Below are 26093 nucleotides of genomic sequence, written 5' to 3' on the forward strand. Positions count from 1 at the left end.
GATTAATAAAGGCTTTTCAGGCGTGATTGGGATCATTGTCAGCCGGCTCGAATGCTGCGCTGTTGCGCAAGTGCCACGGGCCGCCAAGCGGCCTGCGGCGCGGCTTTGCGGGCGGATCATCATTCGCCCGATAGATCAAGACCCGATTCACCGCGTATTGCGCAAGGCTATCTTCCAGTCTGCGTAGACAATAAAGTCGCGAGACGCTTTTACAATGATTCCTGCCCCTCGACCAAGGGTGTCTTTTTCATTTTTAGCGCGACCTTGTGTCGCGCTTTTTTTTGGCCGTTTAGTTTATTACGTCTGACCTGCATTATGAAATCGGCAATAATCATTGTATAAAATCGTCATTCGAATTAATGAACTTTTGTTGGAAACATTAAATTAATCGAATAGCGGGAGCGGGCGCAACATGCCGCTTGCGTACCTGGCTGGACGACATAGGGCCGCATCCGATCGGAGCGGGGCAGGTAGAATTCGGCGCTCGTGCTGTAAGAAGCCCCATGACTCCGAGCAAAACTGCAATGACTGAAAACGCCCTCCCGCCGTCCGACGACGCTGCCGACGAAACCGTGTCCGATACGCCGGAGACGGTGCGTGAACCGAGGTTGTGGCGCGACGACGGCTGGACCGCGCGCGTGATGAAGAACGAAGACGACGACGGCTGGGCTGTTGCGATGATCAAGGACGGCGAGCCGGAACCGGCGCTGATCGGTCCGTGGACAATGGGCCGCGACAAGAAGAATCCGAAGCCGCTCGATACGTCGGCGTTCAATACGCTGGTGAAAACGGCGTCGGAAGTGTTGCGACGTCACGAGCAGCAATTGCGTGCGCAACTGCATAAGAGCGTGTCGGTTGCGTCGGCGGATGGTGAAGACGAATTGCAGATCACGCTCGACATCGTCCCGGATGAAGACGATCCCTACGCGCTGCTGACCGCGCTCGATCCGTTCGGCGAGCGGCTCGCGCAAGTGCGGGTCGCACCGAATTTCAAGCTCAGCAAGGCGAGCGCGGTGGCATGGGTGGACAACGAGTTTCGCCGGCCGGGCTGACGCATCGCGGCGGCTTGGATCGCGCGCCGCGTGATGCGGTCGCGCGTGGCGCGAGCCTCAGCTGCGCTTGCAGAAAATCGCGGTGATATGCGGTGCGACGTGGTGAACGATTGCGGTGCTGCCCGCCGTCGTAATCGCCGATTGCACGCTCGATTCGCCGCCGAACACCACCACGCCATATGCCGAATTCGCCAACGGCGCACCGTCGCCGACGCGGAAAATCGGATCGTCCTTCTCGTAGCCCACCACTGCAAATACGCGGAAGCCGAACGCGGTCATCGCCGCGCCGCGCGCGGGCCAGAATGCATTGATCGAATTGCTTTCGACGCGCATCGGCTTCGGATCGATCAGTTGCTGAGCCGCCAGTGCGCTGACGAACGCATGTGCGGATTCGTTGCACGTAAGCGGCGCGTCGAGCGCGGCGCCCGCTTCGACGGCATGCGCGGAGACCGGCAACACGCTGACGGCGAGAACGACGACGCTCGTCAACGTGGCCAGCGTGCCGCGTGCGAAGCGCGACAGCAGCGGGAACGTCGGGCGCATTGCGCGTGTGGTGGAGAAAGTCTGTTTCATCAGCGTCACATCACGGTTCGATCTCGTCGTTGGACGAAGGGCGGCGTTGCGTCTGCATCGGTACTTCTTGCGGGTGACCGGGAGCGCGTTCGAGCGTGCGGCGCGTCCGCGCGAATTGGCGGAAAAGCCCGTCTTTCAACGCGTGGCGTGACTTCAGGAGCAGGTGTCCCGAAAGGTGTCGCACGCGATATGACAAGGCGCTTGCGCAACTGGGTTCGCACTTTAACCGGGTTCGGAAAATTCTGCTCGCGCCGGGTGCGTTTCCCGTGCGCGTAAAGTTGCGCAAACGCCAAAGACTCGCGCTTGGAAACAGCAAGCTTTTGCGATCCCGTATATATTTCCGGGTTATGAATTCGAGACCCACGCCTCCCAAGAATGTTCCGCCGCCCAAAACATGGGATGCGCGGCTCGCTCGCCGCCTCATCATGCCGCTCGTCGATACGCCGGTTACCCCGAATCACCTGACCACGCTGCGCTTGCTGATCGGCGTTGCGGGTGCGCTGTGCCTCGCTCGCGGCGGTTTCGCGTGGGGCAACGCCGGGGCGTTTCTGATCGTGCTGTCGAACTTCGTCGATCACACCGACGGCGAACTCGCGCGCGTCAGCGGCAAGACGAGTCGCATCGGTCATTTTTACGATCTCGCGTGCGATGCACTCGTGACGGTGATGCTGTTTCTCGGCATGGGTATCGGACTGGGCGTGACGCATGCGCTTGCTTTGCCGCTGCCTGCGGGCGTGCTCGGCGGGATGGCCGGTATCGCGGTCGCGCTGATCTTTTTCCTGCGGATGCGCATCGAGGACATGGCGGGCAAGGCGGGTACCAAACAGGCGTCGATGGCCGGTTTCGAAACCGAAGACGTACTGTATCTGCTGCCGCTCGTGACGCTGACAGGCGGCGTGATGCCATTCCTCGTCGCGGCATCGATCGGTGCGCCGTTGTTCGCCGCATGGGTCGTGATCGACTATCGGCGCGTGATGCGCCGCGCTGCGCAGCCTGTGCCTGAAACCAGCCAGATGTGGGCCAGCGAGTAAGTCATCCATGAGCACGCCCACCGAAGAAGTCGCAATGTCCGAAGCCTCTTTCGCCGCCACGCCCGCATCGCTGGGCGCGACGCCGGCCACCGCGCCGGATCCCGATTCCGCCATCGCAAGCCGCACCCACACGCTCGACACGCCGTCGCTGCGCAAAGACTTCGTCGATCAGGACGCGTTCCTGTATCTCGACGATTTCCTCGCGCCGGAAGTCACCGCGCAACTGGCGCACAGCGCGCGCGAACTGCTCGACAGCGTGAACCGCAATTTCCTGCCGGGTCACAAGCAGGGCGGCAGCGTCAGCCGTCATACGATCGATCGTCTCGCGCCGTTTATCGCGGATCTGTATCGCTCGAAGGAACTGATCGGCTGGCTCGAACAGATCAGCGGCGACAAGCTGATGCTGTCGCCGGAAGACGATCCGCATGCGTACGCGCTGTATTACTACACGCGTCCCGGCGATCACATCGGCTGGCATTACGACACGTCGTATTACGACGGCCGCCGCTACACGCTGCTGCTCGGCGTCATCGACGATTCGTCGTGCCGCCTCGATTACGAACTCCACACGCGCAACCCGGATGTGCCGGATCAGCCGGGTTCGGTCCAATATCCGCCGGGCGCGTTGGTGTTTTTTGATGGCGATAAACTGCGGCATCGGGTCACGCCGGCAGGTCCGAACGAAATGCGCGTCTCGCTGACGTTCGAATACGTGACCGATCCGAACATGCGTCCGTGGCGCCGCTTCATCTCGAACATGAAAGACGCGATCGCGTATTTCGGGTTCCGGCAAGTGTTCCGTCAACTCACCGGCGCGCAAAAATCGCACGGCGGCAACGGAGCCGGAAAGTGAGTCGCGCGGCCGTCATTTTGTTGACGATCGGCGTCGCGCTGTTCGTTTCGCTGCTTGCATGGCAAGGGATGGGTTCGGTTGCGTCGACGCTGCTGAACGCCGGCTGGGGACTCGCGCTGGTCGCCGTGTTCCACCTGGTACCGCTGGTGCTCGACGCGGGCGCGATGTCGGTGATGTTCGACGCGCGCCGCGACACGCTCACGCAACGCGATGCGGTGTTCGCGCGCTGGATCGGCGAATCGGTGAACAGCTTGTTGCCGGCCGGACAGATCGGCGGACCGGTCGTGATGGTCCGTCAACTGTCGCAACGCGGGATGCGGATGCGCGACGCGGCGGCCGCCATCACGGTGAGCACGACCTTGCAGGCGATCGCGCAGATCGTGTTCGCGCTGCTGGGCCTTGCGCTGTTCGGCATTTACGCGTCGCATGGTCCGTTGCACGAATTGCGCACCGCGACGCTGATCGCGACCGTCGTGCTCGGCGGCATGATCGGCGGGTTTTATTACGCGCAACGGCGCGGCCTGTTCGGCCGGATGTTGCGCGTGCTGTCGAAGGTATTCGGCAAGCGCGACTGGTCTTCGCTGACCACCCGCGCCGATGCGGTCGACGAAGCGGTGCAAACGCTGTATCGTCAGCCGCGCCGCGTGGCGGCGAGCTTTGCGCTGAGCCTCGTGGGCTGGATCGTCGGCACGGTGGAAGTGTGGCTCGCGTTGCGTCTGCTCGGCCATCCGGTCGACTGGGTCGATGCGTTGCTGCTCGAAAGCATCGGTCAGGCGATCCGTGGCGCGGCGTTCGCGATTCCCGGCTCGCTCGGCGTGCAAGAGGGCGGTTATCTGCTGCTCGCGCCGCTGGTCGGTTTGCCGCCGGAAGCGGCGCTCGCGCTGTCGCTCGCGAAACGCGCGCGCGAATTGCTGCTTGGCTTGCCCGGCCTGCTGTATCTGCATTTCAGCGAAAGAAACTGGCGGCGGCGCGCGACGCGCGTGCCCGTCGTCGATTAACCCGATTTTCAATAAGGACCGCGCATGCGTGCCATCATTCTCGCTGCGGGCCTCGGCCTGCGTCTCCAGCAACCGCCGGAAGCCCAGTTCCCGAAATGCCTGTTGCGTTTCGACGGCATGAGCCTGCTCGAACGCCATCTGCAGATGCTGTCCGCCGCCGGTGTCACCGAAGTCGTGCTCGCGCTCGGCTTCGAGCCGGAACGCGTGCGTGACGAACTGAAGGACATCGCGTGGCCGCATCCGGTCGAAACCGTCATCAACGACCGTTACGATCTGGGCAGCGTGCTGACCGTGCACACGGTCGCCGAAGCGATGACGCGCGGCGGCGACGTGTTGCTGATGGACGCCGACGTGCTGTACGACGAGCGCATCCTGAGCGCGCTGGTGGTTGGCGAAACGGTGAATCGTCTGCTGATCGACCGCGATTTCGAAGCGGGCGACGAACCCGTCAAACTGTGTCTGAAAGATGGCGTGCCGGTCGAACTGCGCAAGCAGCTCGCGGTGAACGTGGACTACGACACGATCGGTGAATCGGTCGGGTTCTTCCGCTTCACGCAGGCCACCGCGACCCGTTTCGCGGAAATCGTCGCAGGTTATGTCGAGAGCGGCCGCGCGAACCTGCCGCACGAAGAAGCCGTGCGCGATCTGCTGCTCGAACGCAGCCAGGTGTTCGACACCGCCGACGTGACCGGCGCACCGTGGGTCGAAATCGACTTCCCGGGCGACGTGATCCGCGCCACCAACGACATCCTGCCGCAACTGCAACCGCTGGTCAGCGCCTCGCGTTGAACGTCGGCCGATGCGGCCTGAAACCGTACGCCGGGTCGCCCCGGCGTACGGTTTCGTCGTTTTGGGCCGTTGATTTTCAGCGCGTCGTGCGCGCTTTCCGTCGTTCAAGAACTCCGTCATGCCTCTCGCACTCGGCACCTTTATCGTCCCGCTGATCGTCGCGTGCGCGATGTTCATGGAAAACGTAGACGGCACGGTGCTCGTGACATCGCTGCCGGTTCTGGCCCGCGATCTCGGCCACGATCCCGTCACGCTGAAGCTCGCGGTGACGAGCTACGTGATCGGTCTCGGCGTGTTCATTCCGATCTGCGGCTGGGTCGCCGACCGCTTCGGTTCGCGCACCGTGTTTCGCACCGCGATCGGTATTTTCATGGCCGGTTCGTTGATGTGCGCGGTGTCTACATCGCTGGTGACGCTCGTGATCGCGCGGTTCATTCAGGGCATCGGCGGCGCGATGATGGTGCCGGTCGGCCGGATCATCATCTTCCGTTCGGTGCCGAAATCCGACTTCATTCGCGCGGTCAACTATCTGACAGTGCCGGCCTTGCTCGGGCCGGTGGTCGGGCCGCCGATCGGCGGTTTCATCACCACGTATCTGCATTGGCGGCTGATTTTCTTCGTCAATATTCCGATCGGTATTCTCGGCATCTGGCTCGCGAACCGGTACATCCAGAACGTCCGCGAAGCCGATCCCGGCCCGCTCGACTGGCTCGGCTTCGTGCTGTCGGCGGGCGGCGCGTCGCTGTTTATGCTCGGGCTGTCGATGGTCGGCGGCGAACTGGTCTCGAACGTGGTGTCGGTCGGCATGTGCGTCGTGGGCGTCGCGTTGCTGGCGATGTACGCGTGGTACGCAAGCCGCGTCGAACGGCCGGTGCTCGATCTGCGCTTGCTGAAGATTCCGAGTTTCCACGCGAGCGTCGCGGGCGGCTCGCTGTTCCGGATCGGACTCGGCGCGGTGCCGTTCCTGCTGCCGCTGGCGTTGCAGGAAGGGCTCGGCATGACCGCGTTTGCCGCCGGATCGATCACCTGCGCGTCGGCGTTCGGCTCGATCTTCATGAAAGCGGCGGCCTCGCGAATCCTGCATCGCTTCGGCTACCGGACCGTGCTGATGGTCAACGCGGCGCTCGCGGGAATCGTGATTGCCGGATACGGGCTGTTTTTCCCCGGCACGCCGCTCTGGCTGATCTGGATCGTCGTGCTGGTGGGCGGCTTTTTCCCGTCGCTGCAATTCACGTCGCTGAATTCGCTCGCGTACGCGGATATCGACAGTCGCGACGTCGGACGCGCAACCAGCGTGGCCAGCGTGATCCAGCAGCTTTCGCTCGGTCTCGGCGTGACGATAGCGGGGATCGTGCTGCAAATTTCCCATCAGACGCAGGGTCATTCCACGTTCGTCTGGACCGATTTCTGGCCCGCATTTCTCGCGGTCGGACTGCTGACTTTCGCATCGATTCCGGTCACGGCGCGCTTGCCGCACAACGCCGGCGACGAGCTCGCGCGCGGCGGCCGCGGCGACGCGACGATCAATCGGGACACCGGCAAAGCCGCCGCCGAAGCCACCCAGCCGGACGCATGAAACGGTAAGTCAACCGTAATCGCTCGGGTTCGCAAACCGGTTCTCGCGTGATATAAGCCGAAGACGGACTTTTCACGAACATCTGAAGCATTGCCTTGGGAGAGAGTCGATGTCGTCAATCGGTAGAGTCAAGTCGTCCGCAACAGGCTTCGCGCTGATCGCGCTGGTCGCCGTATCCACCGCCTTCGTCGATACCACGCCCGCGTGGGCCAAAACGACGGCCAAACATTCCACCCAGACCCAGCAATCGGCGAAGAACGCGCCGGCCGTGCTCAATGCATCGGCGATTGCCGTCGCCGACAAATACAGCGCCGACGCCGCCGAGCAGATCTTCAAACAAGGCGGCAATGCGGTCGATGCGGCCGTCGCGATTGCGTTCACGCTGGCTGTCACGTATCCGGAAGCGGGCAATATCGGCGGTGGCGGTTTCATGACGCTTTACGTCGACGGCAAACCGTACTTTCTCGACTATCGCGAGCGTGCGCCGCTCGCTGCGACCCGCAACATGTATCTCGACGACAAGGGCGAGATCATCAAGGGCATGAGCCTGTACGGCTATCGTGCAGTGGGCGTGCCGGGCACCGTCGAAGGCATGTGGGAGGCGCAGAAGCGCTTCGGCAAGCTGAAGTGGAAACAGGTGCTCGCGCCGGCCATCAAATACGCAACCGACGGTTTCGAAGTCGACGAGCAGCTCGCGCAGCGCCGCGACAACGCCGCGAAGGATTTCGCCGGCAAGACCAACTTCGATCTGTACTTCGGCAACCTCAAGCAGGGCGTCAACTTCAAGCAGCCGGACCTCGCTACCGTATTGACGCGCATCTCGACCCAGGGCGCGAAAGACTTCTACAACGGCAAGACGGCCGACCTGATCGCCGCGTCGATGCGCGGTCACGGACTCATCACCAAACGCGACCTGCAACAGTACAAGGCCGTATGGCGCGAGCCGGTTCAGGCCGACTGGAACGGCTATCACGTGATCACCGCGCCGCCGCCGAGCTCGGGCGGGATCGGTCTCGTCCAGTTGCTGAAGATGAAGGCCGACCGCGCGTCCGATTTCAACAATGTCGCGCTGAATTCAGCGCAGTACATTCACCTGATTTCCGAAATCGAGAAACGCGTGTTCGCGGATCGTGCGCAATATCTTGGCGATCCTGATTTCTACAAGGTGCCGATCGCGCAACTGATCGACGACGGCTACCTGGCCAAACGCGCGTCCGAGATCAATGTGGACACGCCGTCGGATACCAAGAGCGTGCAGCCCGGTTTAGGCACGACGATGCCGGAGAAGGCGGAAACCACGCATTTCTCGGTGATCGACAAGTGGGGCAATGCCGTCTCGAACACGTACACGATCAACGGCTACTTCGGCTCGGGTGTGGTCGCGGAAGGCACGGGCATCGTGCTGAACGACGAAATGGACGATTTCGCCGCGAAACCGGGCGTGCCGAACATGTTCGGCGTGGTGGGCAGCGACGCGAATTCGATCGAACCGAAAAAGCGTCCGCTGTCGTCGATGACGCCGACCATCCTGACGAAGGACGGCAAGGTGTCGCTGGTGATCGGCACGCCGGGCGGATCGCGGATTTTCACGTCGATCTTCCAAGGTGATCAACAATCTCTACGACTTCAACCTGCCGTTGAACGAAGCGGTCGAAATGATGCGCTTCCATCATCAGTTGCTGCCGCCGAACACGATTTTCTGGGAGCCGTACAAGCCGATCGACGGCGAACTCGCGAAGCAACTCGAAGCGAAGGGCTACGTGCTGCAGAAACAGGGTTTCAACGGCGATATTCAGGCGATCAAGGTGAACGGCGAAACGCCTGAGGCGGTGTCGGATCCGCGCGGCCGGGGTGTGACGCGGGTGATCCCGTAAGCGGCCCGCTTGCGCGTCGGTGAGCGTGCGGGCGGGGCGGCATCGTGAGCGCGGATCGCAGGTCCGCGTCACGATGCCGGTTCGACAATCAAACCCGCAGGCTCAGTCGCGCGCGGTACGCGCCTGTTCGAGCGGCGTCAGCGTCAATTGCAGACGCTGCGCGCCGCGCAACACCGTGACCTCGACCTCGCGCTCGATCCGCGATGCATCGAGCGTGCGCTGCAATGCATCGACGCTATCCACCGGTATCGAATCGATCATCACGATCGTGTCGTCGGTTCGAAGGCCGCCCGCTGCCGCCGGACTGCCTTTGACCACTTCCATCACGTGCACGCCGGTTGCCAGGTCGAGACCGAAATAGCGCTGCACGCGCCGCGAAATTGGCTTGGTCGTGCCGGCCACGCCGATATACGCGCGACGCACGCGGCCATGCGCGAAGAGTTGCATGATGACCCACTTCGCGGTGTCGATCGCAGTGGCGAAGCAGATCGCCTGCGCGCCCGGAATGATGGCCGTATTCACGCCGATCACCTGACCCGCCGAGTTGATCAGCGGACCGCCGGAGTTGCCGGGATTGAGTGCGGCGTCGGTCTGGATCACGTCGTAGATCATGCGGCCCGAATTCGAGCGCAGCGTGCGTCCGAGCGCCGAAATCACGCCCGTCGTGACGGTTTGCGCGAGCCCGAGCGGATTGCCGACCGCAATCGCGATCTGGCCGACGCGCAATTTGCCCGACTCGCCGAGTTCGACGTGCGGCAAGGCTTCCGCCGAGCCGATCCGCAGCACGGCCAGGTCGCTGTGCGGATCGTCGCCGACCAGATCGGCGTCGAACGTCGCGCCGTCGGCGAGCGTCACGCGAATGCGCGTCGCGCCGTGGACGACGTGGCTATTAGTCAGCAGATAGCCGTCGGGCGTGAACAGAAAGCCCGAGCCGGTGCCTGCCGGCGCCGCGCGGCCGGCCGGATCGCCGGGCATGCGCCGCTCGACGGAAATAAAGGCGACCGCCTGCTGAACGCGCTCCAGCGCGCCGATCACCGTGCGCGAGTAGGCGTCGAGCAAGCCGGCGTCGTCGGGTGAATCGAGGGTGTTTAATGGTTGTTGAGGATGTTGCGGGTCGTGCGGATCCGGCGACGCGTGCGCCAGATCGTCGATGAAGCGGGGACGGCTTCCCATGACGAAGCTCCGGATATTCGGGCTGCCAGATGCAGGGCCGTCGGCGCGTTTTCAAGGCGCGAGCCGTGCTTGTGAGAAACTGGATACGACGCGCAGGGCCGCGTCACGGAGAGCGCCAACCATGAACGAGACACACGCGGCATCGGCTGCATCGGCGGCGGCGGATGCGCCGGGAATCGAATCGTTGAGCGCGATTACGCTCGCCACGCGCGACATGGCACGCGCGGTCGCGTTTTACACCACGCTGGGTTTTCCGCTGAAGTTCGGCGGCGCGAACGAGGCGTTCACGTCGTTCGCATTCGGCGGATCGTTTCTGAACCTGATTGCCGACGAGCGTCCGGTGCAATGGTGGGGACGTGTGATCGTCCACGTGACGGACGTCGATGCGGTGTATCACGCGGCATTCGCGGCGGGCTATGCGCCGCAATTCGCGCCGACGGATGCGACGTGGGGCGAGCGCTATTTCCACATCACGGATCCGGACGGCCATGAGCTGAGTTTTGCGAAACCGCTGAAAAGCTGAATTGTGACGGCGCGCGTTTTCCCGTTCGGGATTGTCGCGACTTAACACGGCTGACACGTCGCGCCGTCACAATCGTGTCACCGACGCTGCGGGTCACGCAGCGTGTCAACCTGTTGCCATCGTCGAGGAGAGTCGCGATGAAAGAGCTGGACCCGAGAGCCGACGTCACCGACGCAGCGTCGCAAGCCGAACGGCAGCGGCGCTTCGAGGAAGATCTGATCGATGCGTACGACGAAGAACTCGAAATGGAAGTCGACGACCGCATTCTGGACGGCGAGTCGGCGTTTTCGAGCGAGCAGCGCGAAACCCGCAAGATGTACTTCCGCGAGCTGTTCCGTTTGCAGGGCGAACTGGTGAAATTGCAGGACTGGATCGTGCATACCGGTCACCGGCTCGTCGTGATTTTCGAGGGACGCGACGCGGCGGGCAAGGGCGGCGCGATCAAGCGCATCACGCAGCGCCTGAATCCGCGCGTGTGCCGCGTCGCGGCATTGCCCGCACCGAACAACCGCGAGCGCACGCAATGGTATTTCCAGCGTTACGTGTCGCATTTGCCCGCGGGCGGCGAGATGGTGCTGTTCGACCGCAGCTGGTACAACCGCGCGGGCGTCGAGCGCGTGATGAATTTCTGCACCGACGACGAATACGAAGAGTTTTTCCGTTCGGTGCCGGAGTTCGAAAAGATGCTGGCGCGCAGCGGCGTGCAGATTCTGAAGTACTGGTTTTCGATTACCGACGAAGAACAGGAAATCCGCTTCCAGACCCGTATTCACGATCCGTTGAAGCAATGGAAGCTCAGTCCGATGGATCTGGAAAGCCGTCGCCGCTGGGAGGCGTACACGCAGGCGAAGGAAGTGATGCTGCAGCGCTCGCATATTCCCGAAGCGCCGTGGTGGGTGGTGCAGGCCGTCGATAAAAAGCGCGCGCGGCTCAACTGCATCAATCACTTGCTCAGCCAGGTGCCGTATCACGATGTCGAGCATTCGAGCGTGATCTTGCCGTCGCGCGTGCATAACAGCGAATATATCCGTCAACCGGTTCCGGAAAGCATGATCGTGCCGGAGATCTATTGACGTCGTGACCGACGGACCAACGGTCCGTCATCCGGAATAAAAAAGCGCGGCATAGGAAACCCTATGCCGCGCTTTTTTGCTTGAGATGCGCCGGTCAGAACACCATCCGGAACACCCAATACAATCCGGCCGCCAGCGCGATCGACGCGGGCAAGGTCAGCACCCATGCCAGCACCAGACTGCGCACGGTGTTCCACTGCAAGCCCGAGCCGTTTGCGGCCATCGTCCCGGCGACACCCGACGACAACACGTGCGTGGTCGAAACGGGCAGGCCGTACGCGTCGGCGGCGCCGATCGTCAGCATCGCGACCAGTTCGGCCGATGCGCCTTGTCCATACGTCAGATGCTGCTTGCCGATCTTTTCGCCGACCGTCACGACGATCCGCTTCCAGCCGACCATCGTTCCAAGGCCGAGCGCGATCGCGACCGCCACCTTCACCCAGGTCGGGATGAATTTGGTCGAGTGATCGAGTTGTCCCTTGAAGTTGTCGATCGCCTTGCGGTCGTCGGCGCTGAATGCCGGTTGCTTTGACTTGTCCATCAGACGGATCGCTTCCGACGCTACGTACATGTTGTTGCGCACGTTATCGACGATGCTTTGCGGCACGTTCGCCATCGAACCCGACGCAGCGACCTGGTTGCCGATCACCTGCGACAACGCCGCCAGCGCGGGCACCGTGGCCGGCGTCAACTGCTTCGTGCGCACGTATTCCTCGACTTCCGCGCGGGCGTTCTGCGAAGGCGCGACGCCGTTCGTGTACTTGGCCAGCACGGCCGTGGTCTGTTGCGCGACGGCGAGAAAGGTCTGCGTTTCAGCGGGCGTGACAGCCTTGTTCAACGCGTAGGCGGTCGGCACCGTGCCGATCAGGATCAGCATGATCAGGCCCATGCCTTTCTGGCCGTCGTTCGAACCGTGCGCGAACGACACGCCGGTACAGGTCAGGATCAGCAGGCTGCGAATCCAGAACGGCGGCGGTTCCTTGCCCTTCGGTTCCGCGTACAGCGCCGGAATCTTGACGACGGCCTTCAGGATCATCAGCAGCAAACCCGCTGCGAGAAAGCCGACCAGCGGCGAAAACAGCAGCGATTTACCGACGCCGAGCGCCTGATTCCAGTCCACGCCGCTGGCGCCGCTCGAACCGTGCACCAGCTGGTTCATCAGACCCACGCCGATGATCGAACCGACCAGCGTATGCGAACTCGACGACGGCAAACCGAGGTACCACGTACCGAGATTCCAGATGATCGCGGCGATCAGCAGCGCGAATACCATCGCGAAACCGGCGCTGCTGCCGACCTGCAGGATCAGCTCGACGGGCAGCAGTTGCAGGATGCCGAAGGCCACCGCGCCGCTCGACGTCAGCACGCCGAGGAAATTCCATGTACCCGACCAGACCACCGCGAAATTCGGCGTCAGCGAGTGGGTGTAGATGACAGTCGCGACTGCGTTGGCCGTGTCGTGAAAGCCGTTGACGAATTCGAATCCGAGCGCAATCAGCAATGCCACGCCAAGCAGAATGTACGGCAGTACCGACGATTGGCGCACCACTTGCAGATCGTCGAACAGGTTGATTGCGCAATACACCGCGCCGATTGCGATAACGATGAGAAACACGATCAGGCCCATACTGCGGCCTCGCCCGGCTGCTACATCGGGTTGCGGATACGAAAGTTCCGGCATGAGAGTCCCCTGGTTGGTCGCGTGAACGTCCGATCCTGCGGGGCGTGTGTGTCGTCACGATGACGGTCGCGTGACGACCTTGGCCCCTATTGGATGTTGCATATGGAGCAGTCGCGTAAAATGGGTGTGCGTGTATGAAACGCTTGGTATTCCTCGGTTTTTTGCGGGTAAACGTGGGGCAAAACTGGCGTCGATCGTGACGGCGGCGGTGAATGTGGCGATCGATGCACTCGTCGCGTTCACGCGCGCGATGGACGCGCCCTAGAATGGTTTAAACAACCGGCCGCGCGCTCGATCAGCGGCGTTGCGTGCTACGTTTTCGGACGACGGCGCGGCAAAGGAGGGGACACGTCAGTGTCATTTCGAGTATTCAGGGTGCGCCGACGGTTGCGCCACGCGATGCGCGCGGTCGGCACGCGCGTGTCGCATGCGATCGGCAATCATCCGTTCGTGACGGGTCTGACCGGCACCGTCGTCGCGCTTGCAATGGGCGCGCTGACCTTCACGACGCTCTACGCGGGCCGCGCCGACGCACTCCAGCATGCAAGGGAAACCTCGGAGAACCTGGTTGCGATCATCTCCGGCGACCTCGAACGCAACATCGAAATTTACGACCTCTCGTTGAAAGCGATGGTCGATGGCGCGCGCGATCCCGTGCTCGGCACGTTGTCGCCGGACGTGCAGCGCGCGGTGCTGTTCGATCGCGCAACCACCGCGGCGTTTCTCGGCGGCGCGTATATCCTCGACGCGAACGGCAAGCTCACCGCGTCGCAAGACACCGATGTCAGCACGTCGCAGTCGTTCGCCGACCGCGATTACTTCAGCGTGCATCAGCGCAATCCGTCGGTCGGCCTCTACATTTCGCATCCGTACCGGTCGCGTCTGCGCGACGACAAATGGTCGATCGGGCTGTCGCGCCGGATCGATTCGGCGAACGGCGGCTTCGCCGGTGTGGCGTTGCTGGCGATCCGGCTGGACTACTTTCGCGGCCTGCTGGATCGCATCAACACCGGTCATGCCGGCTCGGTGTTCATCCTGCTCGATGACGGCACGATGATCGCGCGCAAGCCGTTCAACGGCAGCGATATCGGCTCGAACGTCTCGCACTCGCCGACCTTCGTCAACATGGCGTCGGGCGAAGCGGGTTCGTATGCGTCGGTGTCGCCGATCGACGGCGTGCGCCGGATGTTCACCTATGCGCACGTGCCGGGCACCCCGCTGATCGCGGCCGTCGCGCCGGCCGAAGACGACGTGCTCGCGCCGTGGCGGCGCCGCAGCGCGATCGTCGGCGGGTTGACGCTGTGTTTCGGCGCGGTGTTCGTGCTGGTGTCGTGGCTGCTGGCGTTTGCACTGCGCGACAAGCTGAGCGCGCAAACCGAGCTGATCCGGCTCGCCGCGACCGATCCGCTGACCGGCCTCGCCAATCGCCGGCTGCTCGACGCGCGACTCGACGACGAATGGCAGCGCGCGCGGCGCACCGGCAGTCCGTTGTCGGTGCTGTTTATCGATATCGATCACTTCAAGCGTTTCAACGATACACACGGACACGCGTCCGGCGACGACGCGCTGGTCGCGGTGGCGGAATGCATCGCGTCGACGGTGCGGCGCTCGGTCGATCTGGTGGCCCGTTACGGCGGCGAGGAGTTTGCGGTCGTGTTGCCGGACACGCCTGCGGACGGCGCGGCGACGGTCGCCGAATCGATCCGCCGCAAGGTTCAGGCGATGCAGTTCGACGCCGGCATCGGCGCGATCGCAACGGTGACGGTGAGCATCGGCAGCGCGACGGGTGCGCCGGATAGCGTCGGCAGCGCACTCGCGCTGCTCGCCACCGCCGACGAGCGTCTCTATCTCGCGAAGTCGGCGGGACGGAACCGGGTTGCGTCGGGCATGAGCGCGGGCGTCACGTAGCGGCTCGCGCGGCAATCAATGCTTGCCGCCTTCGCCCGCGCGGCGCGGCGCGAAACTGCGTACGGTGACGGGTTCGTCTTTGCGCTCGACGCGGGTTTTGGCGCGGGGCGTGCGGCCCGTGGCGGCGTCGGGCATCCACAGCGGCTCGACCGGATAGCCGCGCCGTTCCCACGCGTCGAGACCGCCGCGCAGCGCCCGGATTCGCGTGAACCCTTTCTGGCGCATTTTCATCGTGATGTCCTTCGCGGCGGCGTCGTTCGGACACACGCAATAGACGACGATATCGTGCGCGAGAAGCGCGTCGTCGACCTTGCCCGGTGAGTCGAGATCGAGCGGCAACGCGCCCGGAATCTTGCGCGGTTCGTCGTTGCGCACGGTGGATGGCCGCGCGTCGAGCACGACGGGCGGCGTCGGCGAACGCATCATCGACTTCAACTGTTCGGGCGATACGCGAGTGCGTTCGATCCAGCGTTTGAAACGCCACCGCTGCACCAGCCGGTAGACGAAATAGATCAGCGCGGCGGCGGCCAGCAGATCCAGCACCGTGCCGCCATGCGCGCGCGCCTCGGTCACGAGCCGACGCAACTGACGCTCCGCCGCCGCGCCGCCGAGCAGCCAGAACGCCGCCCATGCGGACGTGCCGACGACGTCCCACGTGAGATAGATGCGCGTATCGACGGGCGTGGTGCCCATCAACGGTGGCGTGATAAAGGCGAGACCCGGCACGAACTTCGACAGCGACACGAGCGGCACGCCGAAGCGTTCGAACATCGTGCGCGCCTGCGCGAGCTTGCTTTCCACCAGCGGCGACAGTTTGCCGAGCGTGGTGAACAGACGTCGTCCGTAGACACGGCCGGCGGCGAACCAGACGCTATCGCCGAGCATCGCGGCGACCACGGCGGCCAGCAGGATCGACCAGAACGACAGCGCGCCGTGCGCGATCGCGGTGCCCGCGAACAGCAGCACCGGCACAGCCGGAATCGGCACGCCGAGGCGGGTGATCAGCACGTTGAGGAACACCACGGCCGCGCCCCAGGTGCCTATCGCGGTGGTCGGGATTTCGATCAATTGCGATGCTCCGGGATAGGACGATCGAACCGGTGAAGTGTCGCTGTCAGGCGAGCTCGGATGAGTGTTGCATCGTGTGGCGTCATGCTCGCCGGATCAGTATCGCATGCACGGCGAATCGGCACTTGCGCGCGTATGCCGGCGAGCGCAATGCGTGGGACGCTACGCAATTCGTGGCTGTCCCGCAGTTTTCGGGCCCGCCCGCTTCGAGTCGCCGGGCGCCATTGCAATGCGGCGATGTTCCGTCAGCGCTCGAGATCAGGTTTCGTCCGGGAAGACGGCCTTGCCCTGGGTCATGTCGAACAGTTCGTGACGGGCGGCTTCGACGGCGGTGACGGGCAGGCGGATCGAGAGCCGTACGTCCATCTGGTATCCGCTGTCGGCAAGCGCGTACTCGTTCGATTCGATCCAGCGACGCACCCGCGCTTCGTCTGCGTAGCCGACTTCGACCGTCAGCTGCGCGAATGCGATCCGTTCGACGCGCGGCGCGTCCTGCAGCGTTTTCGCGATCGCGTCCGTGTACGCGCGCACCAGGCCGCCCGCACCGAGTTTGATGCCGCCGTAGTAGCGCACGACGGCGGCCAGCACGCCGTCCAGATCGTGATGGCGCAGCACTTCGAGGATCGGCCGGCCAGCGGTTCCGGACGGCTCGCCGTCGTCCGACATACCCGACTGGCCGCCCGCCAGCAGCGCCCAGCACACGTGCGTCGCGCCCGGATGCAACTCGCGCAGCCGACGCAATTCATCCATCGCGGCGTCGCGGTCGGCGACGGGAATCGCGTATCCGATGAAGCGGCTTTTGCGGATTTCGAGTTCCGTGGTGAGCGGAGCGGGCAGCGTGTAAGTGGGCAAGGCGCGAGTCGAAGAAAGAGGACGAAGGCAACATGTTAGCGGAAGCATCGACGGCGGCGATGCGTGCGTAATCCGCGCTTCATCCGGTACGTCGCGTCAGATTGTTGCGATGAAACCGCGATGCTTGTTTAACATGGCGGATTCGTTTCGACTCAGGAGGACAACGATGCAGCAGGTGACGGTGACGTGGGAAAGGGCAGCGCGAATCTGGTGGGCGTTTACGTGGCGGGCCACGCTGGTCGCGCTGGCGAGCGGCGTGCTGGTGGGATTGGTGTTCGCGATCATCGGCAAGCTGACCGGCACCACGACGGACGTCTGGGTGACGGGCGCGTGGTCGCTGCTGAGCGGGGTCGCCGCGTCGCTGTACGGCATGCGCCGGGCGATGAGCAAGCGCTACGCGGATTTCCGGATCGTGCTGGTTCAGGACGATCCGGCTGAAGACACGGCGCGCCCGACGGGCGTGTGAACCCGTAGAAAACAGAAAGCGCGACGGCTTGCGGCGTCGCGCTTCTGGGCGGGGATTACTTGTCGGTGTGCTGGCAGAACAATCTGCCGGGTACGTGAGAGACGACGGCCTGGGCGATTTCGAGCGGGGTGCTCTCCGCAGGAACGACACGCCGGCACGATTCGGGCACGTGCTTCAGCGTCCATTCGACGAGTCTGACCGAGCGTCCCCAGGGCGGTTGAAGGGGATCGGAGATCGTGCACGAGTGGATCTGACGAACCCATTCATTGCCGGGCATCGCCCGAAGGTGTTCGAATACCGCGTCTTCTACCATGATGTGGCTCCTTGCTCGCTGGCCTACGCAGTGTTGTGCGACGCGTGTGTATCGCCTAAAAAAATGCCGCCGGTGCAACGGCGGCTAACAGGGGATACTGAGCGTGATAGTTGCAGCAAAGAATTAAGCCAAACTTAAAAGCACGTTTCGACGTGCGATCAGGCATCCGGCGGCACACCGAGCAATTGCAGCGCACCCCCTGCAACACCGCTGAAAACCGGTCCCGCGACCGTGCCGCCATAAAACGCCTTGCCCGCAGGGTCGTCGATCATCACCGCAACGATCAACCGTGGATCGCTCATCGGCGCCATGCCGACGAACAACGCGCGATAACGGTCTTTCGCATAACTCGCGCCGATCTGCTTGCGCGCGGTGCCGGTCTTGCCACCAATCCGATACCCTTCGATCGCCGCCGCACGGCCGGTGCCGCCAGGACCCGTGGCCATTTCGAGCATCGTGCGAATCTGCCGCGCGGTGGCGGCGGTCGTCACACTGCGCGGCTGGGCGAGCGCGGACGTGCCCGATGCGTCGTCGTCGGCGGGAAGGTCGATCAGCAGACGCGCGGGATGCAGCACGCCGTCGCCCGCATACGCGGTGTAGATCTGCGCGATCTGCAACAACGATGCCGACAGCCCGTAGCCGTACGCCATCGTCGCCTGTTCGATCGGGCGCCAGCGTCCGAACGGACGCACCTTGCCGGCCGCCGCGCCGGGGAACGTCAGCGAAGGTTTCTGGCCGAGCCCGTAATCCTGATACTTGTCCCAGATCGTTTCGGCGCGGAAGGTCAGCGCCAGTTTGGCGAGCGCGATATTGCTCGATTTCTGGATCGCTTCCTGGATCGTCATCGTGCCGTGATTCGACGTGTCGTGAATCACGGCAGGCCCGATCCTGTACCAACCGGGCGACGTATCGATCCGCGTTTGCGGCCGCACTTTGCCCTCGTCGAGCGCGAGCGCGACCACCAGCGGCTTGATCGTCGAACCCGGTTCGAAGGTGTCCACCACCGCGCGATTTCGCAACTGACGACCCGTCAGCCGCTTGCGGTCGTTCGGATCGAAACTCGGATAGTTCGCGAGCGCGAGAATCTCGCCGTTGCGCGCGTCGAGCACCACGACGCTGCCCGCTTCCGCGTGGTGGGTTGCGATCGCCGTCTTCAACTGGCTGTACGCGAGTTGCTGGATGCGCCGGTCCACGGTCAGCCGGACCGTCGCGCCGTTGTGCGCGGGCACGCTCGGCCGCGTCTCCAGCACCACGCGGCCGAGCCGGTCGCGGATCACTTCGCGCTGGCCCGGCGTGCCGGACAGATGATCGTCGGCGGCGAGTTCGACGCCTTCCTGACCGGCATCTTCGACGTCGGTAAAGCCGACCACGTGCGCCGCCGATTCGCCTTCCGGATAGAAGCGTTTCGAATCGGCGACGCGGGTGATGCCGGCCACGTCGAGCCGGTCGATGTGGCCGACGGTGTCGGCATCGACCTGACGCTTCAGCAGCACCAACGAGCGGTCGCCGGCGAGGCGTCGGCGCAGTTCGGCGACCGGCATGTCGAGCAAGCGCGCGAGCGGCCCGAACGCGGCTTCATCGACGAGTTTCGGCGTGGCCCAGATTTCGTAAGTGACCAGGCTGACCGCCAGCAGCGAGCCGTTCCGATCGACGATCCGGCCGCGCATCGCGTCGAGTTCGAGCGTGCGTTGATAGCGCTTCTGACCTTGCACGACATAGAACTCGCTGTCGATCACCTGAATCCACAACGCGCGTGCGATCAAGGTTGCGAACGCCGCGAACATCAGCATGATCACCAGCGTCGAGCGCCATTTCGGCAGGCGCGACGCCAGCACCGGATGTTTGGCGACAGGCGCGTAAGTGTCGGACGGCGGCGATTTTCGGCGATGGATCATGGGCGCTCGGTGAATCGTGAAGCCCACATGCTGGGCGAATCTGGATGACTGTAATGCTAACGTAAGAATAACGTGCCACTCAAGCAAGGATTCGGCGTGCAGTGCGTGGCGATCTGCCCGCGAGTGCGCGGCAGATCGACCGGAAGCGGGCGAACCGGCGTTGCCGCGCGCGTTCGGCCGGCCAAATAAAAAAGGCGCGGATATTCATCCGCGCCTGAAAACCTCGCCAGTGCTTCTCTGTGCTGCGTTTTTTCTAATACCCCGCGCGCCTTCAATCTGAATTGGGCGTGTGTTAAGTGTGGTGGAATTCCCTGTCGCGACTTTTATTCGCCGCTTTAATCGTGTGCGATTCGATTCGAATCACGTTCTAAAACCGGTCAGGCGGGTAATGCAAAACTGCCAATGGCGTCGCGCAGTGCGCCGACCTGATCTTTTAGCGAATGGGCCGCCGCAGCCGCCTCTTCGACGAGCGCCGCATTTTGTTGGGTGACCTGATCCATTTCGCCCACGGCGCGATTCACCTGTTCGATTCCGGCGCTCTGCTCGCGTGACGCATTGCTGATCTCTTCGAGAATCTCGTTGACGCGATGCACCGATTGCACGATCTCGCCCATCGTCGAACCCGCGCTCGACACCAGCGACGCACCGGCTTCGACCGTACCCGTCGACGTTTCGATCAACGCCTTGATTTCCTTCGCGGCCGTCGCCGAACGTTGCGCGAGACTGCGCACTTCGCTTGCGACCACCGCGAAACCGCGACCCTGTTCGCCCGCGCGCGCCGCTTCCACGGCCGCATTCAGCGCGAGGATGTTGGTCTGGAACGCGATACTGTCGATCACGCCGATGATGTCGCCGATCTGCCGCGAACTCGTGGTGATTTCACCCATCGTGCGCACCACGTCGTCCACCACGCGACTACCGCGGGTCGCGACGTCGGCGGCCTGATGCGCCAGTTTCGCCGCTTGCAGCGCGCTGTCCGCGTTCTGCTTCACGTTGACGGTCATCTCGTCCATGCTCGACGCGGTTTCCACCAGCGCGGCGGCTTGCTGCTCGGTCCGCTGCGACAGATCGGTATTGCCCGCCGCAATTTCGCTCGCGCCGACGTTGATGTTTTCGGTGCCGCTGCGCACGCGCGACACCGTCTCGATCAGACCGGCCTGCATGGCTTGCAATGCATACAGCAGACTCGTGCGGTCGCCGGATTGCAGCGGCACGTGTTCGGCCAGATTGCCGCGCGCGATCCGTTGCGCGACCGTGACGGCCAGTTCGAGATCGCCGCCGAGCGAACGTCGCACGCTGCGCAGCACCAGCACCATCGCGAGCGTCGCGATTGCGCCGAGCACGGCGGTAATCAGCACCCAGCGCAACAGCGCCGCGTAGAACGCATCTTGCACGTCGTCCATATACATGCCGCTGACGACATACCAGTCCCACGGCGTGAAGTGCAGCGCGTAGCTGGTTTTCGGCACCGGTCGATCGTGGCCCGGCTTCGCCCACAGATAGTCGACGAAGCCGCCGCCACCGCCGCGATTGGCCGAGTTGACGATTTCGACGAACACATGCGTGCCGGCGGGATCGGCGAAGTTCGACATGTCCTTGCCGTTCATCTCTTTCTTGAACGGATGCATCACGATCACCGAATGCGAATCGTTGATCGACACATAGCCGTCGGTGCCGTAACGCAGGCTGGCGATCACGTCGAGCGCCTGCTTGCGGGCGTCGGCGTCGGACAGCGCGTGTTGCTGCGACAGCGTGTAATAACGGTTCGCAATGCTGGTCGCTTCCTCGACGACGGCGGTGAGTTGTTGACGGCGGTCGTCGAGCAGCGACGTGCGATGTTGCCAGGCGCCGAACCCGCCGATCAGGATCAGACCGATCCATAACACGGCGATCATCGAACCGAGCTTTTTATTCAGGGTCATTGGGGCCTCTTGTTGCGTATTCCAGTTGTCGTATTCATGCAATGCCTGAATGTGTTTACGGCAGCGCTTTACGCCGGAAATAGCAGGGGAAACCCGACAGCCCGTTTTGTGATTCTTCTGAAGGATCGAATGCAGCGATGTTTGAATGCGCATGCGGATTGCCATTCAATCGAATGAGCGCCGTTTGCGCGGGAATTAATCCGCTTTAAAAAAGCATTGATTAATACGGCGATAAAACCGCGTTCCATGCATCGCAAAAGATTTAAAACTGACAATTACAATACAACTTCAATTGCACATTTTTCCGAAAAATTCCAAATTTCGCCAATTATGTCCGCGAGAACCACGAGGCAAATTCATTTCCGCTATAGTCCCGTTTTTCAGCGATCACAATGCCGCCGGACGCAGCGGACAAACTGAATAAATCATGTGGCCGCTTAAGGCCAAGGAGTATCGAGTCAAATGAACGCCCCCGAAAACGCCTTTGTATCTCGTACCGCTTCGCGCAGCGAACGTCTGCGTCAGATGCTGACCAGCAACGAACTCGAGTTCCTGATGGAAGCGCATAACGGCCTGTCCGCGCGAATCGCGCGCGAGGCCGGATTCAAGGCGATCTGGGGTTCGGGACTGGCGATTTCCGCGCAGTACGGCGTGCGCGACAACAATGAAGCGAGCTGGACGCAAGTGGTGGACACGCTCGAATTCATGGCCGACGCCAGCGACTTGCCGATCCTGCTCGACGGCGACACCGGCTACGGCAACTTCAACAATGTGCGACGCCTCGTGCGCAAGCTCGAACAACGCGGCATCGCAGGCGTGTGTATCGAAGACAAGCAGTTCCCGAAGACCAACAGCTTTATCAACGGCGAGCGCCAGCCGCTCGCGGAAGTCGATGAATTCTGCGGCAAGATCAAGGCCGGTAAAGACTCGCAGACCGACGCGAATTTCTCGATCGTGGCGCGCGTCGAAGCGTTGATCGCCGGTTGGGGCATGGACGAAGCATTGCGTCGCGCGGAAGCGTATCGCCAGGCCGGCGCCGACGCGATCCTGATTCACTCGAAGCTGTCGCGCCCGGACGAAATCCTCGAATTCGCGCGCGAATGGGCTGGCCGCGGTCCGCTGGTGATCGTGCCGACCAAGTACTACAGCACGCCGACCGACGTATTCCGTGAAGCCGGCATCAGCACGGTGATCTGGGCGAACCATCTGATCCGCGCATCGACGTCGGCGATGCAAGCCGTGGCGCGCACGATCCACAGCAGCCAGACGCTGGTCGACGTGGAAGACCGGATTGCACCCGTCAACGAAATTTTCCGTCTGCAGGATGCGGACGAATACTCGGAAGCGGAAAACCGCTATCTGTCGAACTCGCGCACGTCGGCGTCCGCCGTCGTGCTCGCGGCAAGCCGTGGCGCCGGTCTCGAAGCGCTGACCGCCGAGCGTCCGAAAGTGATGCTGCCGATCGCCGGCAAGCCGCTGTTGCGCTGGCTCGTGGACGCATTCAAGAAGCAGGGCGTCAACGACATCACCGTGGTTGGCGGCTATCGCGCCGACGCGATCGACACGGCCGGCATCAAGCTGGTCGTCAACGAGCGTCACGAGCAGACCGGCGAACTCGGTTCGCTGGCCTGCGCGGTCGATGCGCTGCAGGGCGACACCGTCGTGTCGTATGGCGACCTGCTGTTCCGCAGCTACATCCTGCGCGATCTGGTGGAAAGCGAAGCCGCGTTCAGCGTCGTCGTCGATTCGTCGCTGACCGAGCCGGACAATTCCAGCGTGAAGGATTTCGCGTGGTGTTCGGCTGCGGACGATCGCGGTCTGTTCGGCAACAAGGTGCTGCTGCGTCGCGTGTCGAACGACGTGCAGGGCGACGGCAAAGAACAGCCGAACGGCCGCTGGGTCGGTCTGCTGAACGTGCGCGGCGAAGGACGCGAACGTCTGCAAGCGGTGCTCGGTACGTTGCGCGCGCGTCCTGATTTCGATTCGCTCGATATGCCGGCGTTGCTGAACGCGCTGGTCGAAGCGGGCGAACAGGTCGAAGTGCAATACGTGCACGGCCACTGGCGCGGCGTGAACGACCTCGACGATTTCCGTCGTGCGGGCGATTTCGCGCACACGCAGACGCCGTTCTCGGCGGAAGGTGCCGCGAACGGAGCCGCGCGATGATCGAAGCGGCACAGTTTGTCGAAGCCGCGCGCGAGCGGGGTTTCGACTGGTATGCAGGCGTGCCGTGTTCGTATCTGACGCCGTTTATCAATTACGTGTTGCAGGATCCGTCGCTGCATTACGTGTCGGCGGCGAACGAAGGCGATGCGGTCGCGTTGATCGCGGGCGTGACGCTCGGCGCGCAGAACGGCCGTCGCGGTATCACGATGATGCAGAACTCGGGTCTCGGTAACGCCGTGAGTCCGCTGACGTCGCTGACGTGGACCTTCCGTCTGCCGCAATTGCTGATCGTCACGTGGCGCGGCCAGCCCGGCGTCGCCGACGAACCGCAGCATGCGTTGATGGGTCCGATCACGCCCGCGATGCTCGATACGATGGAGATTCCGTGGGAGACCTTCCCGACGGAAGCCGACGCAATCGGCCCCGCGCTCGACCGTGCGACCGCGCACATGGATGCCACCGGTCGACCGTATGCGCTGGTGATGCAAAAGGGCAGCGTTGCGCCGTATGAGTTGAAAGCGGCCGCGCCGGCCGCGCGTCGCGATGCATGCGTGCCGCGCATGCATGCATCCACGCATGCGCCCGACGCATGGCCGACGCGTCATGCCGCGTTGCAGAAGGTGATTGCGCATACGCCGGTCGAATCGACGGTCGTGCTGGCGTCCACCGGTTTTTGCGGACGCGAGTTGTACGCGATCGACGACCGGCCGAACCAGTTGTACATGGTGGGCTCGATGGGATGCGTGACGCCGTTCGCGCTGGGGCTGGCGATGTCGCGCCCCGATCTGAACGTGGTGGCCGTCGATGGCGACGGCGCCGCGTTGATGCGGATGGGCGCGTTCGCGACGCTCGGTGCGTACGGCACGTCGAACCTGACGCATGTGTTGCTGGACAACGGCGCGCACGATTCGACAGGTGGCCAGTCGACGGTTTCGCCGCAGGTGTCGTTTGCGGGCGTGGCGTCGGCGTGCGGTTATGCGTCGGCGGTCGATAGCGACGAAGTCAGTGCGCTCGACGACGTGCTCGGCACGCCGGCATCGAGTGCATCGATTGCATCGACTACATCGACTACATCGAACGGACCGCGCTTCGTGCGCATTGCGATTCGCCGCGGTACGCCTGACGGCTTGCCGCGTCCCACGATTACGCCGCCCGAAGTGAAGACGCGTCTGATGCGTCACATCGGCGCGACCGATGTTATTGCCGTCACTGAAGGAGCGCGTTGATGCTGCTGCTGAACCCTGGCCCCGTCACGTTGACGGAGCGTGTGCGCAACAGTCTGCTGCAGGCGGATTTGTGTCATCGCGAGAGCGAGTTTTTCGATTTGCAGGACGAAGCGCGTTCGCGGTTGCTGGGCGTGTACGGACTGGACGGTTCGCAATGGCAGGCCGTGTTGATGACCGGTTCGGGCACGTCGGCGCTGGAGAGCATGATCGCGGCGATGGTGCCGGAGAACGGCAAGCTGCTGATCCTCGAAAACGGCGTCTATGGCGAGCGGATCACGCAGATCGCGACGCAGTACCGGATTGCGCACGAGAGCGTGAAGCATGACTGGATGCAGGCCATCGACCTTGCGCGCGTGACGGCGCGGCTCGATGCAGGCGAAGGTTTTACGCATGTCGCGGTGATTCATCACGAGACCACGACGGGTCGTCTGAACGACCTGAACGCGTTGGGTGCCGTGTGCCGGGCGCGCGGCGTGAAGTTGCTGGTGGACGGCGTGAGCAGTTTCGGAGCCGAAGCGATCGATTTCAGCGACACCAGTCTGGATGCGGTTGCAGCGACGGCGAACAAGTGTTTGCACGGCGTGCCGGGCGTGTCGTTCGTGATGGTACGGCGCAGCGCGCTCGACGCAGCCGCGAGCCGGACGTACTACCTGGATCTTCGACGTCTTGCGACGTTGCAGGATGCGCGGAGTACGCCGTTCACGCCGGCCGTGCATGTGTTTTATGCGTTGGTCGAGGCATTGCGCGAGTTCGAGGACGAAGGTGGGCTGGTGGCGCGGCACGAGCGGTATGCCGCGCTGGCGGAGCAGGTTCGCAGCGGATTTGCGGCGTTAGGGGTCGAGGGGGCGTTGCCGGCGGATGAATGTTCGGTGGTGTTGCGGGCTTATCGGTTGCCTGTGGGCGTCGATTATGCGTCGTTGCATGATGCGCTGAAGGCTCGGGGGTTTGTGATCTATGCCGGGCAAGGTGGGTTGTCGGCGGCGCTTTTCCGGATATCGACGATGGGGGCCATCGTGGGGGGGGATGTTGTTCGGTTGGTGGAAGGGGTAGGGGGAGTGTTGAAGTAGAGGTTCTGGTTTGG

21 protein-coding genes and 1 pseudogene are annotated in these 26093 nt (G+C 63.2%); 14 read left to right on the top strand and 8 right to left on the bottom strand.

Going from position 1 to position 26093, the window contains the following annotated elements; genetic code table 11:
• Positions 1 to 524 precede the first annotated feature (524 nt).
• The gene (locus PW947_RS17510) at positions 525 to 1052 is read left to right on the top strand and encodes a hypothetical protein (protein WP_299633606.1); all 528 of its coding nucleotides are present in this window, start codon (positions 525 to 527) and stop codon (positions 1050 to 1052) included.
• Positions 1053 to 1109: 57 nt separating this feature from the next.
• Here PW947_RS17510 and PW947_RS17515 read toward each other — a convergent pair whose 3' ends face one another.
• Positions 1110 to 1625 carry a hypothetical protein gene (locus PW947_RS17515; RefSeq protein ID WP_299633607.1) on the bottom strand — a complete coding sequence of 172 codons (516 nt, stop codon included), beginning with the start codon at positions 1623 to 1625 and terminating at the stop codon, positions 1110 to 1112.
• A gap of 347 nt (positions 1626 to 1972) precedes the next feature.
• On the opposite strand from PW947_RS17515, the gene PW947_RS17520 reads away from it, so the two are divergent.
• From PW947_RS17520 to ggt, 6 genes and pseudogenes are all read left to right on the top strand, one after another.
• The gene (locus tag PW947_RS17520; RefSeq protein ID WP_299633609.1) at positions 1973 to 2656 is read left to right on the top strand and encodes a CDP-alcohol phosphatidyltransferase family protein; all 684 of its coding nucleotides are present in this window, start codon (positions 1973 to 1975) and stop codon (positions 2654 to 2656) included.
• Between the two features lie 7 nt (positions 2657 to 2663).
• Entirely contained in the window at positions 2664 to 3509 is an 846-nt protein-coding gene (locus PW947_RS17525) for a 2OG-Fe(II) oxygenase family protein (protein WP_299633610.1), read from the top strand.
• Positions 3506 to 4507, top strand: coding sequence for a flippase-like domain-containing protein (locus tag PW947_RS17530; RefSeq protein WP_299633611.1), 1002 nt, complete (start codon positions 3506 to 3508; stop codon positions 4505 to 4507). The genes PW947_RS17525 and PW947_RS17530 overlap by 4 nt, the downstream gene beginning before the upstream one ends.
• Positions 4508 to 4531: 24 nt before the next feature.
• Entirely contained in the window at positions 4532 to 5296 is a 765-nt protein-coding gene (locus PW947_RS17535; protein ID WP_299633613.1) for a phosphocholine cytidylyltransferase family protein, read from the top strand.
• Positions 5297 to 5414: 118 nt separating this feature from the next.
• The gene (locus tag PW947_RS17540) at positions 5415 to 6872 is read left to right on the top strand and encodes an MFS transporter (RefSeq protein WP_299633614.1); all 1458 of its coding nucleotides are present in this window, start codon (positions 5415 to 5417) and stop codon (positions 6870 to 6872) included.
• 109 nt (positions 6873 to 6981) lie between these two features.
• Positions 6982 to 8746, top strand: a pseudogene (gene ggt, locus PW947_RS17545) (gamma-glutamyltransferase).
• Between the two features lie 102 nt (positions 8747 to 8848).
• Here ggt and PW947_RS17550 read toward each other — a convergent pair.
• Positions 8849 to 9919, bottom strand: coding sequence for a trypsin-like peptidase domain-containing protein (locus tag PW947_RS17550; protein ID WP_299633615.1), 1071 nt, complete (start codon positions 9917 to 9919; stop codon positions 8849 to 8851).
• A 121-nt stretch (positions 9920 to 10040) separates the two neighbouring features.
• On the opposite strand from PW947_RS17550, the gene PW947_RS17555 reads away from it, so the two are divergent.
• Both PW947_RS17555 and ppk2 read left to right on the top strand, forming a co-directional pair.
• Entirely contained in the window at positions 10041 to 10442 is a 402-nt protein-coding gene (locus PW947_RS17555; RefSeq protein ID WP_299633616.1) for a VOC family protein, read from the top strand.
• 137 nt (positions 10443 to 10579) lie between these two features.
• A complete protein-coding gene (gene ppk2 / locus PW947_RS17560; protein ID WP_299633617.1) occupies positions 10580 to 11515 on the top strand; it encodes a polyphosphate kinase 2 in 936 nt (311 codons plus the stop codon).
• 94 nt (positions 11516 to 11609) lie between these two features.
• Here the strand turns inward: ppk2 and PW947_RS17565 are convergent, their stop codons facing one another.
• Positions 11610 to 13196 carry an inorganic phosphate transporter gene (locus PW947_RS17565; protein WP_299633618.1) on the bottom strand — a complete coding sequence of 529 codons (1587 nt, stop codon included), beginning with the start codon at positions 13194 to 13196 and terminating at the stop codon, positions 11610 to 11612.
• Between the two features lie 399 nt (positions 13197 to 13595).
• Here PW947_RS17565 and PW947_RS17570 point away from each other — a divergent pair, with 399 nt between their 5' ends.
• On the top strand, positions 13596 to 15104 hold the full coding sequence (locus tag PW947_RS17570; RefSeq protein ID WP_299633692.1) for a sensor domain-containing diguanylate cyclase: 1509 nt from the start codon (positions 13596 to 13598) through the stop codon (positions 15102 to 15104).
• Between the two features lie 15 nt (positions 15105 to 15119).
• Here PW947_RS17570 and PW947_RS17575 read toward each other — a convergent pair whose 3' ends face one another.
• Both PW947_RS17575 and PW947_RS17580 read right to left on the bottom strand, forming a co-directional pair.
• Positions 15120 to 16172 (bottom strand): VTT domain-containing protein, encoded by a 1053-nt coding sequence (locus tag PW947_RS17575; protein ID WP_299633619.1) that lies wholly within the window; start codon positions 16170 to 16172, stop codon positions 15120 to 15122.
• Positions 16173 to 16430: 258 nt separating this feature from the next.
• A complete protein-coding gene (locus PW947_RS17580; protein WP_299633620.1) occupies positions 16431 to 17072 on the bottom strand; it encodes a YigZ family protein in 642 nt (213 codons plus the stop codon).
• A gap of 118 nt (positions 17073 to 17190) precedes the next feature.
• Between PW947_RS17580 and PW947_RS17585 the strand changes: the two genes are divergently transcribed.
• Entirely contained in the window at positions 17191 to 17490 is a 300-nt protein-coding gene (locus PW947_RS17585; protein WP_299633621.1) for a hypothetical protein, read from the top strand.
• Between the two features lie 55 nt (positions 17491 to 17545).
• On the opposite strand, the gene PW947_RS17590 is transcribed toward PW947_RS17585, so the two are convergent.
• From PW947_RS17590 to PW947_RS17600, 3 genes are all read right to left on the bottom strand, one after another.
• Complete coding sequence (locus PW947_RS17590; protein ID WP_299633622.1) at positions 17546 to 17803, bottom strand: DUF2866 domain-containing protein; 258 nt, start codon at positions 17801 to 17803, stop codon at positions 17546 to 17548.
• 158 nt (positions 17804 to 17961) lie between these two features.
• Positions 17962 to 19698: a penicillin-binding protein 2 gene (locus PW947_RS17595; RefSeq protein WP_299633623.1), complete on the bottom strand. Its 1737-nt coding sequence runs from the start codon at positions 19696 to 19698 to the stop codon at positions 17962 to 17964.
• A 377-nt stretch (positions 19699 to 20075) separates the two neighbouring features.
• Positions 20076 to 21620, bottom strand: a complete 1545-nt coding sequence (locus tag PW947_RS17600) for a methyl-accepting chemotaxis protein (protein WP_299633624.1) — start codon at positions 21618 to 21620, stop codon at positions 20076 to 20078.
• A gap of 462 nt (positions 21621 to 22082) precedes the next feature.
• On the opposite strand from PW947_RS17600, the gene aepX reads away from it, so the two are divergent.
• Genes aepX through PW947_RS17615 form a run of 3 tightly spaced genes read left to right on the top strand, consistent with a single transcriptional unit; the run spans position 22083 to position 26079 of the window.
• Positions 22083 to 23786 (top strand): phosphoenolpyruvate mutase, encoded by a 1704-nt coding sequence (aepX, locus tag PW947_RS17605; RefSeq protein ID WP_299633625.1) that lies wholly within the window; start codon positions 22083 to 22085, stop codon positions 23784 to 23786.
• A complete protein-coding gene (gene aepY, locus PW947_RS17610; protein ID WP_299633626.1) occupies positions 23783 to 25012 on the top strand; it encodes a phosphonopyruvate decarboxylase in 1230 nt (409 codons plus the stop codon). The genes aepX and aepY overlap by 4 nt, the downstream gene beginning before the upstream one ends.
• Positions 25012 to 26079, top strand: coding sequence for a 2-aminoethylphosphonate aminotransferase (locus PW947_RS17615; RefSeq protein ID WP_299633627.1), 1068 nt, complete (start codon positions 25012 to 25014; stop codon positions 26077 to 26079). Before aepY ends, PW947_RS17615 begins: the two co-directional genes overlap by 1 nt.
• Positions 26080 to 26093 lie beyond the last annotated feature (14 nt).

The sequence above is a fragment of the Paraburkholderia sp. genome, from assembly GCF_028283785.1.
Classification (GTDB): Bacteria; Pseudomonadota; Gammaproteobacteria; order Burkholderiales; family Burkholderiaceae; genus Paraburkholderia.

Excerpts from the sequence above, each read along its gene's own strand:
- aepY (WP_299633626.1), top strand. The coding sequence starts at position 23,783 with ATGATCGAAGCGGCACAGTTTGTCGAAGCCGCGCGCGAGCGGGGTTTC.
- PW947_RS17570 (WP_299633692.1), top strand. The coding sequence starts at position 13,596 with ATGCGCGCGGTCGGCACGCGCGTGTCGCATGCGATCGGCAATCATCCG.
- PW947_RS17540 (WP_299633614.1), top strand. The coding sequence starts at position 5,415 with ATGCCTCTCGCACTCGGCACCTTTATCGTCCCGCTGATCGTCGCGTGC.
- PW947_RS17600 (WP_299633624.1), bottom strand. The coding sequence starts at position 21,620 with ATGACCCTGAATAAAAAGCTCGGTTCGATGATCGCCGTGTTATGGATC.
- PW947_RS17525 (WP_299633610.1), top strand. The coding sequence starts at position 2,664 with ATGAGCACGCCCACCGAAGAAGTCGCAATGTCCGAAGCCTCTTTCGCC.
- PW947_RS17550 (WP_299633615.1), bottom strand. The coding sequence starts at position 9,919 with ATGGGAAGCCGTCCCCGCTTCATCGACGATCTGGCGCACGCGTCGCCG.
- ppk2 (WP_299633617.1), top strand. The coding sequence starts at position 10,580 with ATGAAAGAGCTGGACCCGAGAGCCGACGTCACCGACGCAGCGTCGCAA.
- PW947_RS17580 (WP_299633620.1), bottom strand. The coding sequence starts at position 17,072 with ATGCTTCCGCTAACATGTTGCCTTCGTCCTCTTTCTTCGACTCGCGCC.
- PW947_RS17590 (WP_299633622.1), bottom strand. The coding sequence starts at position 17,803 with ATGGTAGAAGACGCGGTATTCGAACACCTTCGGGCGATGCCCGGCAAT.
- PW947_RS17520 (WP_299633609.1), top strand. The coding sequence starts at position 1,973 with ATGAATTCGAGACCCACGCCTCCCAAGAATGTTCCGCCGCCCAAAACA.
- PW947_RS17595 (WP_299633623.1), bottom strand. The coding sequence starts at position 19,698 with ATGATCCATCGCCGAAAATCGCCGCCGTCCGACACTTACGCGCCTGTC.
- PW947_RS17565 (WP_299633618.1), bottom strand. The coding sequence starts at position 13,196 with ATGCCGGAACTTTCGTATCCGCAACCCGATGTAGCAGCCGGGCGAGGC.
- PW947_RS17585 (WP_299633621.1), top strand. The coding sequence starts at position 17,191 with ATGCAGCAGGTGACGGTGACGTGGGAAAGGGCAGCGCGAATCTGGTGG.
- PW947_RS17555 (WP_299633616.1), top strand. The coding sequence starts at position 10,041 with ATGAACGAGACACACGCGGCATCGGCTGCATCGGCGGCGGCGGATGCG.
- aepX (WP_299633625.1), top strand. The coding sequence starts at position 22,083 with ATGAACGCCCCCGAAAACGCCTTTGTATCTCGTACCGCTTCGCGCAGC.
- PW947_RS17535 (WP_299633613.1), top strand. The coding sequence starts at position 4,532 with ATGCGTGCCATCATTCTCGCTGCGGGCCTCGGCCTGCGTCTCCAGCAA.
- PW947_RS17615 (WP_299633627.1), top strand. The coding sequence starts at position 25,012 with ATGCTGCTGCTGAACCCTGGCCCCGTCACGTTGACGGAGCGTGTGCGC.
- PW947_RS17515 (WP_299633607.1), bottom strand. The coding sequence starts at position 1,625 with ATGAAACAGACTTTCTCCACCACACGCGCAATGCGCCCGACGTTCCCG.
- PW947_RS17510 (WP_299633606.1), top strand. The coding sequence starts at position 525 with ATGACTGAAAACGCCCTCCCGCCGTCCGACGACGCTGCCGACGAAACC.